Consider the following 13620-nt stretch of genomic DNA (forward strand, 5'->3'; position numbering starts at 1 on the left):
ATCCCATGACTCTAGGTCTAGTGATTAGTGTGGTTTTTATGCAGCGTCATATGGTGATGGGATGACTATGGATCCCGTTCGCCGTGAACCACTGTCAAACCAGGTGATCGCCCGCCTCCGGCGGCAGATCACCTCCGGCACCTGGCCCGTGGGCTCGCGCATCCCCGCCGAGACGGAGCTCGTCGAACAGCTCGGTGTGGCGCGCAACACGGTTCGCGAGGCCGTGCGAGCCCTGGCCCACACGGGCCTGCTGGACATCCGCCACGGCTCCGGGTCCTATGTCCGGGCGACCAGTGAACTGGCCGGAATGATGCGGACCCGCTTCGAGACGGCGCACACGGACGACGTCGCCGAAGTGCGCGGAGCCCTGGAGGTCCGCGCGGCCCGCCTGGCCTGCGTACGCCGCACGCCGGAGGACCTGGAGCGACTGGACGCCCTGCTGACCCAACGGGACAAGGCCTGGGCGGAGGGGGACCGGGTCGCTTTCGTGAACTCGGACGTGGCCTTTCATCTCGCCGTCGTCGCCGCGTCCCACAACACGGTCCTGGCCCAGTTGCACGCGGACCTGGGCGAGGTGATCAGGGCCTCGCTCCTGGACCACTTCGGCGAGGAACTACGCCCCGAGCAGTTCCAGGACCACGCACGCCTCGTCGAGGCCATCCGTGACCGGGACGGCGACAAGGCGGCCTACGAATCCGGTTCCTACATGGGCTGTGCTCCCACCCAGGGGGACGACTGACCGATTCCGGGGTAGGGCCGCCTATGGCGCCATGTGGCCGGGCCGGCGCCCGGGCAGACGGGTGGCCCACCGCACCACGGCTTGGACACTCCTCGCTGCGATCACCCCTGATTACCATGCCCACTCCATGCCGGAAGCCGGAAGCGAGCGGGGCACCGACTCGACCAACTGCTCGGGAGGCGGGGGGTGCCCCTATGGGTTTCGTCAACCGGAAGGGCGGGTTGGGGGGTCGCAGCACTAGAAGACCCACGGCCCGTCCCGCTCCGGGACATCCCGCCACGGCGTCCCGGTCCGGGTCCGCGAGCGTATGCCGTCGATCAGCTGCCGCCTCGCCAGGTCGCTGCATCGGGCCAGGCAGGCCCCCCGCTCGCCCCGATCGCCTCCGGGCGGACAAGACACCCCATGCTAGGGCGTGTTGCGAAAGTGCTGGTCACCGGCGCTCGTTGAGGACTGGGATCAGCACGGTCGCCTCGTAGCGGACGGCGAGTTTTTCATATCTCGTGACGCCCACGCGATGCCGCTTGAGGCGATTGATGCCGCATTCGACCGTGTGACGCTCGCGGTTGGGCGCGGGCGGCGACCTCGGGCACCACCCCGTCGAACCGAGCGTGCTCGTCCTCGCTCAACCTGGGAGCAGTACCCGTGACGCTTTCGCATCATGACCAGGCAGGGAAGCTCTCGGCTCATCAGAACCATGCCTAGCCTTCGTTCACTAGAGTCAAAGGTCTTGGCGAGTCAAGGGGGAGCTTCGTGACCTTAGCTGTGGGTATCTTCGATTTGTTCACCTACGGGATACCAGGAGCGCTGCATCTATCCTTGATCATTTACGTGCTCGCACGCTTGCAGATCATCGATCTCACAAGTCTGGCCTCGGCGCCGTCAGCGCTGCAGGTGCTCGGAGTCGCCGTTGCCAGTTACCTGTTGGGGCATCTCGCCTATCCGCTGAGTGCCCTCCTGGACAAGGTGGCACCGCGTTGGAACTGGAGTGTCGAGGACGCTCGTCTCGATTTCGTGGCCAGAGTGCCCGAGTCCCGGGACCGGGCTTTCGTGCGCACTGACGTATCTCTGCTGTTGGCTGCGGTGGAACTCCACGACAAGGAGGCCGCGGGCGAGATCACTCGGCTGCAAGGCGTCGCGTTGATGCTGCGGAACTCGGCCCTCGCCCTGGTGTTCGCGCTCGTCGTCGCGGTGATCGAGCTCGTTGTGGGACCCGATCGTGTGCTGGCAGGAAGCTGCGCGGCACTGCTATCGGTGAGCATGACTGCCGCAGTCAGACACGGGCGCCGTGTGCGGCACTGGGACCGCCTGAAGACGTTGGAGATCTGCTTCTGGATCCCAGGCATCGACGACGGATTCAGCTCCAACCACCAGTGATCACAGGCACGCATCCGCGGGGCTGACACGAGGGCCCCACGACCAACCAGCCGTGGGGCCGCCATGTCAGCCACTCGTTGAGGACTGAGACCAGCACGGTCGCCTCGCAGCGAACTGCAAGCCTGTCATGTCTCGTGGCCAGTGGAGCTGGGGAGGGATTCCCGCTCTCTGCTTCTCGTGAGGGCGTCGTCATCGCTGCAGGGGAGGCTCGGCGAGATACGGAAGGACTGCTGCCTCACCCCTGAGGAGGGGCAACGCTCCCCGCAGCCCTCCCATGCGTGGTGCGCGGGCTGCCGGATCACTCCGGATGCGCCACTGCCTCTTTCTGCAGTTGCACCGCCGCGAGCAGGCTCAGCTTCGGCTCCGCCTGTCGCAGTGCCTTCACCGCCGCGACCGAGGTGATGTCGCCAGTGAAGCCGACGGCGGCCAGCCGGGTGCGGACCCAGCGAGCCCGCAGTTGGTTCTCGGTGGCGGCGGCTGTGGACTCGACGAGTGCGGCGGCGCGTTCCAGACCGGGGCGCTCCTGCGGTGGGGCTTCTGCCAGTGCCTGACGCAGGGCCGCCGCGACCACGTCCGCGTCCCGGATGGCCAGCACGAAGTTGTTCTTCTTGCTCAGTCCCGTGATTCCTGTCATGAGAATCAGCCTGACGGTCATGTTCTCTGCGTGCCAAGCGACTTGAGGATTCCCAGAGGAGCGCCTCAGCCCCGCGGACCGCGCACCGGGTTCATGTGCGCCGAGTGCGCGGCGGCGCTGGCATCAACTGCTGGGCAGGGAAGCGGGGTACCTCCAGCATGTGGTGACGCTCGCTTTCCCGTTCATTCATCTCCAGACGCCACAGCTCGAGCTCGACCTGCTGGCGTTGCAGTCCGACTTGTCGCTCTTCCAGATCGATCTGGCGCGCGGCTGTGTGCGTGGCCTCACGGGCGTAGGCGTTCTGCACGACGTTTCAGCTCGCGTTCCCCCACGGTGTCCTGAGCTCGACGTACGTCCAGACGTGCCTGTTCGACGTGTTGCCGCAGCTCCATCAGCCCCTTCATCTGCGGATCCGTCTCACTTGCCTGCCCGCTCGGCGGCTGGGGGAGCGAAGGCATGGCACGTCCATGCGGTGCCCGCACACCTCGCTCCAGTCGTGGCTCGTCGACTGGTGCCCGTTCGGACAGACCGTCGCGGCCGCTGCCTTCGGCCCGCCGATGTCCTCACGTTCCAGGGCCCGCAGGTCAGCGAGAATCTGCTCGCGCCGCGCGGCGGCGTCCTCACCGACGCTCGGCAGTTCTGGGTCGTCAGGGCTGGTCCGCGGCCCTTCACCCGCACCCCCGTCATTGAATATCGGGGCCAGGGCGGCTGGGGCGCTCCGTCCGGCTGGGTCTCCGTGCCGCCGAACCTAGCGCTGAAGGACCGAGCCGCATCTGCCTTGCCCGCTGGTGCAGGACGCTGGCCGAGCGCCCCGCGATCCTCCTCCAGGGTGACGCCGTCCACACCCTGGCCTGGGATCGCGGAAAGGACCGCGTTCTGCTGTGCACCTGGTCCGGGCCTGTACTTGCCGGAGTGGCCGGAGGACGGCGAACAGGACGGGGTCGAGTTCCCGCCGAGGGCCCACCTGGCCTGAGAGCTGCCGGAGGACAAGCGGCGCGGGCTCAAGGCGAGGCTTCGGCGGGTCACCTGCGAACTTGGACCGATCGGTCCGGCCGGCCGGCGCGGCACGGCGACGGACGGCAGTCCGGCAGTGAGTACCCGCAAGCCGACGACGGCGAGTCGATCCCGGTCCACGCTGACGTAGCTACCCGTGGGCGCCGAACTGGCCGTCCCCGTGGACGTACGAATTCACCGACGGGAAGGGGACGTGAACGACATCAAGCACGCCGACCTGTTGTACGAGTGGCTGATGCACAAGGCCAGGTATCGGGTCCGCTTGGACGGCGTTCCTCCACCGGCTGGACCTGATGGCGGACTTCATCCCCGGACTTCATCCCCGTCGTCCACATGACGAACACCATCCCGCCAGCGGTGAGCCCTGGGCAAGCACGCCGTGGCCACCGTCCTCCAGGCTCTGGACGAGCTGTCCTGCGCCATCCTGCTGCGCATGGTGCAGCGCCTCCACAAGCTGGACAGGCGGAGGGGCGGCCCGCGGGGCAGTCGCTGCCCGCTCGGCCGCTGTGGGGACCGCACACCCCGACCGACCGCCCGCTGACCTCGATAAAGTCGCCAAGGACGTCGGTGCCAGGGTCCTCGTTGAGACCGGCATACGGATGCTGATCGACGCCCGGTAACCCATCGACAACACACAGGTCCAGGTCGAGCGCTTCCATTCCGGCGCCTTCGATGCCGCTGCCCGCCGTGCCGACACAACAGGCGGCAACGTCACTTCCGCGCATACTGGGACTCCCACAGCCAGACGGTGACCTGCCAGGTGCGTCGCTGGCTCCAGGCGGTGCTCACGACGAATGATCAAGTTGGGGAGGGGGCGGGGCACCATCCTGGTCCAGTGCGTGCGCGGAAGGCCGTTCCAGGGGGACCATGGAAGCCAGCGCACTCCCTAGGTACGGGGCAGGGCCACGCGCTGGCGCGAGCGGGTCCTTGTGGTCCGGCGCATGGAAGGAGTGCCCGTGTGAGCGCAGTCGATGGGCGTGCGGCTGACACCGGCCAGCCGGGGGAGCGATCGGCGCAGCCGAGTGGGCTGATGGATCTGCTCGGCGTTGCCGCGGTGCTGCTGGATGCCGATGGGCGGATCGTCTTGTGGAGCCCGGAGGCCGAGGACCTGTTCGGCCATACCGCTGAGGAGGCCCTTGGGCAGTACGCTGCGCCGCTGCTCGTCCAGGAACAGCACTCGGGTCTGATCATCGAGCTGTTCGCCGAGGTCATGGGTACCGGGGAGAGGTGGGCCGGGGCGTTCCCCATCCGGCACAAGGACGGCAGCACCCGGTTGGTGGAATTCCGCAACATGCGGCTCCTGGATGACCGCGGCGACTTCTACGCCCTTGGCCTGGCCACCGACGGGTCAAGGCTCCGGGAGGTCGAACGGGAGCTTGCCCTGTCCACCCGGCTGATCTCTCAGTCGCCCATCGGGCTGGCGATCCTCGACACGGATCTGCGGTACGTGGCCGTCAACCCCGCTCTGGAGCGGATGCACGGCATTCCCGTGGAAGACCATCTGGGTCGGCACTACCGCGAGATCATGACCTCGGCGAAGTTCGAGGGGCCGGAGGCCGGCATGCGGGAGGTCCTCAAGACGGGGGTCCCCATGGTCGACGAGTACACCATCGTCGGCCACACCCCCGCCGACCCGCACATGCACGCCTGGTCGATCTCGCTGTACCGGCTGGACGATCCCCAGGGGCGTGTTCTCGGGGTGGCCGACCTGGTGGTGGATGTCACCGACCGTTATCAGGCGGCTACGGAGGCTGCCGAGGCCCGACGGCGTCTGGCGCTGATCGCCGACGGCTCCGCGCGCATCGGCACCACCTTGGAGGTGGAAGAGACCGCCCGAGAGCTGGCCGGCGTCACCGTCCCCGAACTCGCCGACATGGCCACGGTCGACGTCCTTGACTCCGTCCTTGACGAGCACCGCCCGCCGCTGGGTGACGGCCCCGCGCTCTTCCGCGCCCTCGCGGTGCAGGCCGCCTACGTCACCGAGGCCGTCCAGGCCGCCGACCCGCCAGGGCAGATTGCTGCCTACGACGCCGACCGCCTGGCCACCGAATGCGTACGCACCGACCGACCGATCCTGATCTCCCACGTGGATGACGCCGTACTGCGCCGCATTGCCCGCGACGACCGCGCCGCCACGGTCCTGGCACGCGCCGGTGTGCACTCCTACATGCTGGTCCCACTCACCGCCCGCGGTCAGATCCTCGGCTGCCTGGGGCTGAGCCGCGCCCGTAACCCGCAGCCCTTCAACGAGGACGATCTCGCCCTCGCCGGCGAGTTGGCCTCCCGCGCCGCTGTGTGCATCGACAACGCCCGCTCGCACCAGAGCGTGCGCAATGCCGCCGAGATTCTTCAGCGCAGCCTGCTCCCGGAGCACCCGCCCCACCTCCCCGGTCTGGAGGTGGCCTCCCGCTACCGGCCCGCACAGTCCGCCTACGAGGTCGGCGGCGACTGGTACGACGTCCTCCCGCTCGATGGCGGCAAGACCGCACTGGTCGTGGGCGATGTCATGGGAAGTGGTATCGACGCCGCCGTCACCATGGGTCGCCTGCGCACCGGTACCAGCGACTTCGCCGATCTCGACCTCGACCCTGCCCAAGTCCTCCAACATCTCGACAAGATCACCTCAGGGCTTGAGCAGTACATAGCCACCTGCGTCTATGCCGTCTACGACCCACACCGCGCGGAGTGCCACATCTCCGTCGCCGGCCATCTGCCCCCCGTCCTGGTGCGCAGCGGCCAGCCCCCGAAACTGCTCGACCTGCCGACCGGTACCCCGCTCGGGGTAGGCGGCGTCCCATTCGTCACCACGACCTTTCCCGTCGGCTCTGGTGATCGGCTGGTCCTGTACACCGACGGACTCGTCGAGGTCCGCCATCACCCCATCGACGAACGCCTCGACACCCTCCGGTGCCTGCTTGACGCACCCGACCCCACCCTGGAGGAAACCTGCGACCGACTCCTTCGCGAACTCCGGCTTCCCGCTGACCCGGATGACGTCGCTGTGCTCATCGCACGCATGCAACCCTTCGCATCCGACCCTTGAAATACGGCCCGGTCCGCCGGTCGCCACACTGATCGACGGCGGGGGGCGCAGGAGACCTGTGATGTCCACCCATGACGCGCCCCTCGTTCCCCAACCCGCTCGCACCGGTTGGGGACCACCGCGACGGACGGCCGACCTAGCTCGCACCGAACGGGGCATCCTTCGATACGCGGATCGCTCCTTGGCCAGCACGGTGTTGCCGACGTCGCCTCCTCCGTCAGGCGACTGGCAGAGCAGCGGAGCAGACACCGTAGTGGATCACTGTGATGAAGCGGTAATGGTAGCCAATGCGCACCGCGATCTCGGTCGCGTCGTCGTTGCACCTCTCGTTGAGGGTGACCGCGTTGACGTCGCCGACCTGGATGCGGGCCACCCTCCAACCGGGGGCACCCGCCTCCACGCAGCCCTGAGCGACCCGCGCGCTAGCTGTTCTGTCCGGGAGGTTGTGGACGCGTGAGCGAGGTCTCGGCTGAGGGATCTTGAACAGGTGAGGGCCTACCGGTTCGGTGTGGATTGCGACGTCTACACCAACAGAAAGGCCCTCGTGGTCCACCGTAATGCACCGCTGACCGAGACCGGACGCCTGCGCCTGGCCCGCTGCGTGGTCGAGGACGGCTGGCCCCTCAGACGTGCGGCCGAACGCTTCCAGGTCTCCCGACCACGGCCCAGCGGTGGGCCGACCGCTACCGTCGGCTCGGCGAGACAGGTATGGCCGACCGCTCCAGCCGCCCACGCACCAGCCCGCGCCGAATTCCGACCCGCACCGAGCGGCGCATCATCAAAGTCCGCGTCCTGCGCCGCTGGGGACCGGCCCGCATCGCCGGCCTGCTGGGACTGGTCCCTTCCACCGTCCACCGGATGCTGACCCGCTACCGTCTGGCTGGTTTACCGTCCCCGGCCTCGCCACGAGGCCGAAGTCCGGGACTGCCACCGCCCGTCTTCGGGTCGAACTAAGCTCAGCCGAGGCCACGATGGGCGGCCCACAGCGCCCCGGCGCGACTGGCAGCGCCGGCGATCAGGGCCGCCAGTTCGGGTTTGTCGGGTACGGGAAATGAGACGTACGCGCCCCGACCACCGCCGACTGGTCGACCGTAGGCCTTTGCGGCGAGGCGACCGTCCGGTAGAAGCCTGACGTTGAGTGTGGTCAGTTGGAATGCTTCGCCGCGCCGAGTGTCCGTCCAGCGGAGCGCATGCGGGACCGTGACGTTGATCGCCAGAGCACTCACTTCCAGGTCACTGCTCATCGGGTCTCCTTCGTGGATACCCCGGCCTTCAGGCCGGGGAGGAAACGAAGCTCCCGCGTAGCGGGGCAGGGAAAGGTGAATCGCCGTCAGGGTGATTCGGCGTCCGTGGCCACCGGCCGACACCCGCCGCTCACAGGGGAACTGATAGAATGTGAGGCGTGACGCAGCAGGTCAAGCGGGCGTTCAAGTACCGGTTTTACCCCACGAACGAGCAGACGGCAGAGCTGTCCCGCACGTTCGGCTGCGTCCGCCTCGTGTACAACAAGGCGTTGGAGGAGCGCACTCGCGCGTGGTACGGCGAGCAGCGCCGCGTCTCCTACGTGCAGTCGTCGGCGGCGCTGACGCAGTGGAAGAAGACCGAGGAACTGGCCTTCCTGGCACAGGTGTCCTCCGTCCCTCTTCAGCAGGCGCTGCGCCACCTTCAGACCGCGTTCGGGAACTTCTTCGCCAAGCGGGCGAAGTATCCGCGCTACAAGAGCCGGAAGAAGTCCCGGGCGTCGGCCGAGTACACCCGCAGCGCGTTCAAGTGGCGTGACGGGCGACTGACTCTGGCCAAGATGGCCCAGCCACTGGACATCCGCTGGTCGCGTCCCCTGCCCGAAGGCGTGGAGCCGACGACCGTGACAGTGTCCCGCGACGCGGCCGGGCGTTGGTTCGTGTCCCTGCTGTGCGAGGACACCATCACCCCGGCCCCCGCGACCACGCAGGCCGTGGGCATCGACGCCGGGATCACGTCCCTGGTGACGCTGTCCACCGGGGAGAAGATCACCAACCCGAAGCACGGACGTTGCGACCGCGCCCGCCTCGCCCGCGCACAGCGCGAGCTGTCGCGGAAGGCGAAGGGCTCGGCCAACCGCGAGAAGGCCCGGCGTAAGGTCGCTCGCGTCCACGCGCGGATCGCCGACCGGCGCCGCGACTTCCTGCACAAGCTGTCCACTCGGCTCGTCCGTGAGAACCAAACGGTCGTGATCGAGGACCTCACCGTCCGCAACCTGCTGAAGAACCACTCGCTCGCGCGAGCCATTTCCGAGGCGTCGTGGACGGAACTTCGCTCCATGCTGGAGTACAAGTGCGCCTGGTACGGGCGCGAACTCGTCGTGATCGACCGCTTCTTCCCCAGCTCGAAGCTGTGCGGGGTCTGCGGCACGGTCCGCGAGAAGCTGCCGCTGAACGTCCGCGAGTGGACGCGCGACTGCGGCGCCGTGCATGACCGCGACGTGAACGCGGCACGCAACATCCTGGCCGCCGGGCTGGCGGCGTCTGCCTGTGGAGACGGTGTAAGACCTCAACGGGAGTCCTCCCGGACGGGGCGGTCGTCGATGAAGCAGGAACCCCAGCGGGCGACCGCTGGAATCCCCCGCCTCTAGGCGGAGGAGGAAGTCAAGGATGGATGATCTCACGCGGGTCGCCACAGGTGGCCGCCACCGCGAGAATGCCGGCGTCTTCGGCGGCACCATGCCGAGCAGATGCCGCTCGGCGCCGAGGTCCGCGCACCTTGGCGTGGCCGGACTGGTGCAGCTCGGCGGTCTGCAGCAGCAGGTCGCTACCGGGCAACCCCGGGGGCGAGAACCAGATCGGTCGCGCCGTCCTCGATGAAATTCTCCGTGACGGGGCGCGAGGGTGAGCTCGATGCCACAGGTCGCAGAGGGAGGGCTGGAGACCTTTGGCGGCTGAGGTTACGGCGGTTGGAAGTCGAGACCGGTCTTTCGGCGGTTCAGTTCCTTTGCGGCGCTCTCAACAGACGATGGTTCAGGCTACGAGCAGGCGGAGGCCGAGTTCTGCCGCGTCGAGGGCGACGAGGTGGCGGTTGCGCACGGCCCACCGGCCTGAGGAAAGATCGTCGCGGAGGCTGCTCACCGCCCGCTGCTCAACCTCCGGTCCGGCTGTGGTCCATACCGACACCGCGCGACGCACATGGTCGTCCAGGTACGCCCCGGGTCGGCGCCAGTAGGCCTCGAAGAAGCCGTCAGCGCAGTCCCACGGGATGAGGACTGGCTCCGCGCGGCCCCCGATCGCGCGGATCAGGTCGGCCAGTGAAGGCCAACCGGCGAGAGAGCCGGCGAATTCAGGCAGGTAGTCGCGGTGATCCAGAATCGCTCCTGGGTCTGCACCGAGTGGCGTCCTGGCCCGGGACGGTCTGCGGTTGCGGGTCAGCGGTCTTGAGGCGTTGGACGGTACGCCGGTCGTGGACGTGAAGCCGGTTCTGGGCCCTGGTCGGCGAACGGTGATCCGCCTCGACGCGTCAGCAAGGACCGGGGTCGGCCGAGGGCTTCGGCCGACCCCGGTGCGCCCCTGCTTCACGTCACGGCCGGGACCAGTACTGGCAGCAGCGCGAGGAACAGCGTCATGGCGCTGAAGAACACGAAGCTGCCGCGGCCGATGGCCGTGGAGACCGGCGAGCCCGCCTCACGGGCGACGTTGTAGTCGATGAGGCCGGCGATGGCGGAGACGGCCGCGAGGACGACCAGGGCCAGAAGCAGGATCAGGAGGTTCTGTGTACGGACCATTAGCTCTCTCAGTCCCCGGGAAGGCGGGCGGATTAGCGCAGTCCGGCGAAGAGGTCGTTCTCGGGCACGGGCGCACCGGTGGTGTCCTGGACACGTACGAAGGTCTCGACGCCCATCAATTCGGTGAACCTTTTCTGGCCCATCTTGAGGAAGAAAATATTCTCGCCCTGGCTGGCGTGCGCGGCCAGCGCATCGAACTTCTGACCGCCGAACGCGGTGGTGTCCACCCAGGTGGTGATCTCCTCGTCGGGGAGTCCGATCTCGGCCATCGCGGCGGCTTCGGCGGGATCCGGCTCCTGCCAGTCCGCACCGAACTCGCGCATGGCCTGCCCGAACGGCTGCATCATCGAGCGGGGCGCCGTCGTCCAGTACACCTTCGGCGTCGGCACGGCCATGGTCAGCGCCGTCATCGTGATGCGGTTAGCCTGGATGTGGTCGGGGTGGCCGTAGAAGCCGTTCTCGTCGTAGGTGACGACCACATCGGGTTGGTAGCGGCGCAGGAGTTCCGCGAGTCGGGCAGCGCCTTCTTCCACGGGTGTCTGCCAGAAGGATCCGGGGGCGTCGTTGGTCGGCCAGCCCATCATCCCGGAGTCGGCGTAGTCCAGCATCTCCAGATCACTGACCTTCAGAATGGCGCAGCTCGACTCAAGTTCCTGACGCCGCATCAAGGCGACGGCTGCCGGATCGTGCCCGGGATCGCCCGGCTTGACACCCCCCGGTCCGTCACCGCAGCTGCCGTCGGTACAGGTCACGAGGACCGTGCGGATGCCCTCCGCCGCGTACCGTGCGAGGACACCTCCCGTTCCCGTGGCCTCATCGTCGGGGTGGGCGTGTACCGCCATGAGCGTCAAGGGCCGGTCATTCATGAAAACAGTCCTCCTCTGTGAAAACGCCTCGGTCCGAGTCTGCGGCAGGCCTATGAGGGGCCGCCCCGATATCGGGGTGACCGGGCGTACCACGGACCCGGGGGCCCCGGATCGCGTCGGGGCGGACGACCTCTTAGCCTCTCTGTTCTCCGCCTGTGCAGCGCCGGTCCCTCGGCTGGTGCAACAGTGCTGGGTGGATCGGCTGTTCCCGCTGCGCAGGAGAACACTCGTGGGCTTTGGCACTCGCTCCCGTGCACTTCAGCTTCCGGACTTGCCGGCCTTTACGAGTTCGTCGGCTCGTTGGCCCGGGCCGCAGCAGGCCGGTGCGCGGATCGGGACCCGCCCGGCGACGCGGCCGGGGCGCGGCCAGTGCCGGCGTGACCGCGAGCATGTGCGTGTGGTGGCCGGCCGCAGATCGGTGTTGCGGGCCTCGGAACGCCCGTCGGCTCCGAGGAGCACGGTGGCTTGGAGTTGGGTGTCGGTGAGGTCGGCGCACACAACCTGGTAGGGGGGCCCAGATGCCCCGATCGAACGCCTTGGACACCGAGGGATCGGCGATGATGCGTCGGCAGGCACGGTCTTCCATTCGGATCACGGGGCGTCGAGAACTCCATGATCTCGGAAGCCCGTGCCTGTCACGTTCCCCCAGCCCCATCCTACTGACGGATCGTCACGGATCGGGCGCCAAGCGACAACGGCGAGCCCCCGCCCTTCCGCGCTGGAAGGATGGGGGCTTGCAGTGGGGAGGCCGCGTCCGCAGGTCGCGATGGTCGACCAGGACGGTGCGGTGCAGGTCATCCGGAATCCACTCAACGGGACGGGACGGCGCTGCGGGTGATCGGCGATCCGCGCCCATGCGGTCCACGTGCCGTGTCACGGGCCGGTGGTGCCAGGCGTTTCACGCCCGCCCTGGGCGCGTCATCCGTCCGCGGCGTCCTCGGCCTCCCAGCGCAGCAGGTCGCCCGGCTGGCACTCGAGCACCTCGCAGAGCGCGGCCAGCGTCGCGAAGCGCACCGCCTTGGCGCGGCCGTTCTTGAGTACCGCCAGGTTGGCGGGGGTGATCCCTACGCGGTCCGCGAGTTCGCCCACGGACATCTTCCGCCTGGCCAGCATCACGTCGATGTCGACGGCGATCGGCATCAGATCACCTCGTCCAACTCGGCCTGCATCTGCGCCGCTTCGACGTCGCGCGCGACGGCCTGGGCCAGCAGCATCCGCAGCACCAGCACGATGAGCGCGACCCCCAGGATGGCCACGCCAACCCCGCCCATGATGACGGTGACGCCCGGGTCGTCCCGCTGACCCGGCGCATTGAGGACCGTGACCGCGAACCACACGAGGGCAGCCGCCACGATCGCGCCGATCACACCGTCCACGTACCGGAAGGCGGCGTGGGAGAACACGGTTCCGCGTCGCACCATCGTCACCAGCCGCCATACGCAGACCAGGGCCACCTGGACCGACACCATGCCCAGGATCGTGATCACGCGCAACGGGGTCAGCGGGAGCGCCCCGTCCTCCGGGTCGGTGGCCAACGCCCATACCATCAATGCCTGCACGAACACGGTGCCGGCGAGCACCACCACGAGCACGGCGCGCAGCGCACCCACTGTCAGCTTTCCCACAGCCCGTCCTTCCATCGAGTCGCGATGGGAATCTATCGAAGTTCGATAGATGAAGCAAAGGTCGGGACGGAGGATGGGCGGCGGTTTCGCACCGTGGAGGGGCGCCGCCACCCCTCCCATGGCATGACGTTCGCGCGAACCGTCCTGATCCTGTCGAAGTCGGCCTCGCGTGAGCACAAATCGGATGCCACCCGACTACGCCGAAACTCTGCGACTACCGTCAGATCTGGGTGGGTCAATTCAACGGCTGGTTCTATTTGTTGAGGTGTCAGTTGTTGCTCAGGGGTCAGGCGGCCTTCAACAGCGATCTGGAAGGCGTCCAGGGGTGCCTTCCAGCCGCATGGTCCACCTCTCGCGGTCCTTGCCCCGCGCCGCACTGTGACAGTACGGCGCGGGCGGCTCCGGCGGATGGCCGGCCCGTGGTTGTCGCAGGTGCCCGTCGAGGCATCATCTGGCCGCGAAGATGACGGCCGGACCACCTAGTAGATTGTCGCGGCTTAGTTTTGCTGTGTGGTTGGGTAGAGGTGGCGTAGTTTCACGCGTGCGTCGTCGGTGGTGAAGTGCCAGTCGACTT

General features: G+C 67.8%; 12 protein-coding genes and 2 pseudogenes. 5 read left to right on the top strand and 9 right to left on the bottom strand.

All coding sequences use genetic code 11. The features are described 5' to 3' along the window. Positions 1-61: 61 nt before the first annotated feature. Together ACFZDC_RS25260 and ACFZDC_RS25265 are read left to right on the top strand one after the other, a co-directional pair. Positions 62-739 carry an FCD domain-containing protein gene (locus tag ACFZDC_RS25260; RefSeq protein WP_391327310.1) on the top strand — a complete coding sequence of 226 codons (678 nt, stop codon included), beginning with the start codon at positions 62-64 and terminating at the stop codon, positions 737-739. A gap of 816 nt (positions 740-1555) precedes the next feature. Then, on the top strand, positions 1556-2113 hold the full coding sequence (locus ACFZDC_RS25265; protein ID WP_391327312.1) for a hypothetical protein: 558 nt from the start codon (positions 1556-1558) through the stop codon (positions 2111-2113). Between the two features lie 298 nt (positions 2114-2411). On the opposite strand, the gene ACFZDC_RS25270 is transcribed toward ACFZDC_RS25265, so the two are convergent. Next, entirely contained in the window at positions 2412-2747 is a 336-nt protein-coding gene (locus tag ACFZDC_RS25270; protein ID WP_391327314.1) for a hypothetical protein, read from the bottom strand. 91 nt (positions 2748-2838) lie between these two features. Then, on the bottom strand, positions 2839-3054 hold the full coding sequence (locus ACFZDC_RS25275; protein ID WP_391327315.1) for a hypothetical protein: 216 nt from the start codon (positions 3052-3054) through the stop codon (positions 2839-2841). A 1665-nt stretch (positions 3055-4719) separates the two neighbouring features. Here ACFZDC_RS25275 and ACFZDC_RS25280 point away from each other — a divergent pair. After that, on the top strand, positions 4720-6804 hold the full coding sequence (locus ACFZDC_RS25280; RefSeq protein WP_391327317.1) for a SpoIIE family protein phosphatase: 2085 nt from the start codon (positions 4720-4722) through the stop codon (positions 6802-6804). A 217-nt stretch (positions 6805-7021) separates the two neighbouring features. Here the strand turns inward: ACFZDC_RS25280 and ACFZDC_RS25285 are convergent, their stop codons facing one another. Beyond that, positions 7022-7177 carry a hypothetical protein gene (locus ACFZDC_RS25285; protein WP_391327319.1) on the bottom strand — a complete coding sequence of 52 codons (156 nt, stop codon included), beginning with the start codon at positions 7175-7177 and terminating at the stop codon, positions 7022-7024. 171 nt (positions 7178-7348) lie between these two features. On the opposite strand from ACFZDC_RS25285, the pseudogene ACFZDC_RS25290 reads away from it, so the two are divergent. Continuing rightward, a pseudogene (locus tag ACFZDC_RS25290) lies at positions 7349-7692 on the top strand (helix-turn-helix domain-containing protein); the annotation flags it as partial. A gap of 68 nt (positions 7693-7760) precedes the next feature. Here ACFZDC_RS25290 and ACFZDC_RS25295 read toward each other — a convergent pair. Next, positions 7761-8048, bottom strand: coding sequence for a hypothetical protein (locus ACFZDC_RS25295; protein WP_391327321.1), 288 nt, complete (start codon positions 8046-8048; stop codon positions 7761-7763). Between the two features lie 158 nt (positions 8049-8206). Between ACFZDC_RS25295 and ACFZDC_RS25300 the strand changes: the two genes are divergently transcribed. After that, positions 8207-9415, top strand: a complete 1209-nt coding sequence (locus tag ACFZDC_RS25300; RefSeq protein WP_391327323.1) for an RNA-guided endonuclease TnpB family protein — start codon at positions 8207-8209, stop codon at positions 9413-9415. Positions 9416-9797: 382 nt separating this feature from the next. On the opposite strand, the pseudogene ACFZDC_RS25305 reads toward ACFZDC_RS25300, so the two are convergent. The 5 genes and pseudogenes from ACFZDC_RS25305 to ACFZDC_RS25325 form a co-directional block, all read right to left on the bottom strand. Next, positions 9798-10150 (bottom strand): annotated as a pseudogene (locus ACFZDC_RS25305) (MerR family transcriptional regulator); the annotation flags it as partial. A gap of 195 nt (positions 10151-10345) precedes the next feature. Continuing rightward, complete coding sequence (locus ACFZDC_RS25310; RefSeq protein ID WP_391327325.1) at positions 10346-10555, bottom strand: hypothetical protein; 210 nt, start codon at positions 10553-10555, stop codon at positions 10346-10348. Positions 10556-10587: 32 nt separating this feature from the next. Then, positions 10588-11421, bottom strand: a complete 834-nt coding sequence (locus ACFZDC_RS25315) for a PIG-L family deacetylase (RefSeq protein ID WP_391327326.1) — start codon at positions 11419-11421, stop codon at positions 10588-10590. A gap of 918 nt (positions 11422-12339) precedes the next feature. Continuing rightward, positions 12340-12561: a helix-turn-helix transcriptional regulator gene (locus ACFZDC_RS25320; protein WP_125652763.1), complete on the bottom strand. Its 222-nt coding sequence runs from the start codon at positions 12559-12561 to the stop codon at positions 12340-12342. After that, on the bottom strand, positions 12561-13046 hold the full coding sequence (locus tag ACFZDC_RS25325) for a DUF2975 domain-containing protein (RefSeq protein WP_391327327.1): 486 nt from the start codon (positions 13044-13046) through the stop codon (positions 12561-12563). The genes ACFZDC_RS25320 and ACFZDC_RS25325 overlap by 1 nt, the downstream gene beginning before the upstream one ends. Positions 13047-13620: the final 574 nt, after the last annotated feature.

It is taken from the genome of Streptomyces sp. NPDC007905, from assembly GCF_042959345.1.
Taxonomy (GTDB): domain Bacteria; phylum Actinomycetota; class Actinomycetes; order Streptomycetales; family Streptomycetaceae; genus Streptomyces.

Bases quoted from the DNA above. Each gene is read 5' to 3' on its own strand.
- ACFZDC_RS25295 (WP_391327321.1), bottom strand. From the start codon at position 8,048: ATGAGCAGTGACCTGGAAGTGAGTGCTCTGGCGATCAACGTCACGGTC.
- ACFZDC_RS25270 (WP_391327314.1), bottom strand. From the start codon at position 2,747: ATGACAGGAATCACGGGACTGAGCAAGAAGAACAACTTCGTGCTGGCC.
- ACFZDC_RS25315 (WP_391327326.1), bottom strand. From the start codon at position 11,421: ATGAATGACCGGCCCTTGACGCTCATGGCGGTACACGCCCACCCCGAC.
- ACFZDC_RS25260 (WP_391327310.1), top strand. From the start codon at position 62: ATGACTATGGATCCCGTTCGCCGTGAACCACTGTCAAACCAGGTGATC.
- ACFZDC_RS25320 (WP_125652763.1), bottom strand. From the start codon at position 12,561: ATGCCGATCGCCGTCGACATCGACGTGATGCTGGCCAGGCGGAAGATG.
- ACFZDC_RS25310 (WP_391327325.1), bottom strand. From the start codon at position 10,555: ATGGTCCGTACACAGAACCTCCTGATCCTGCTTCTGGCCCTGGTCGTC.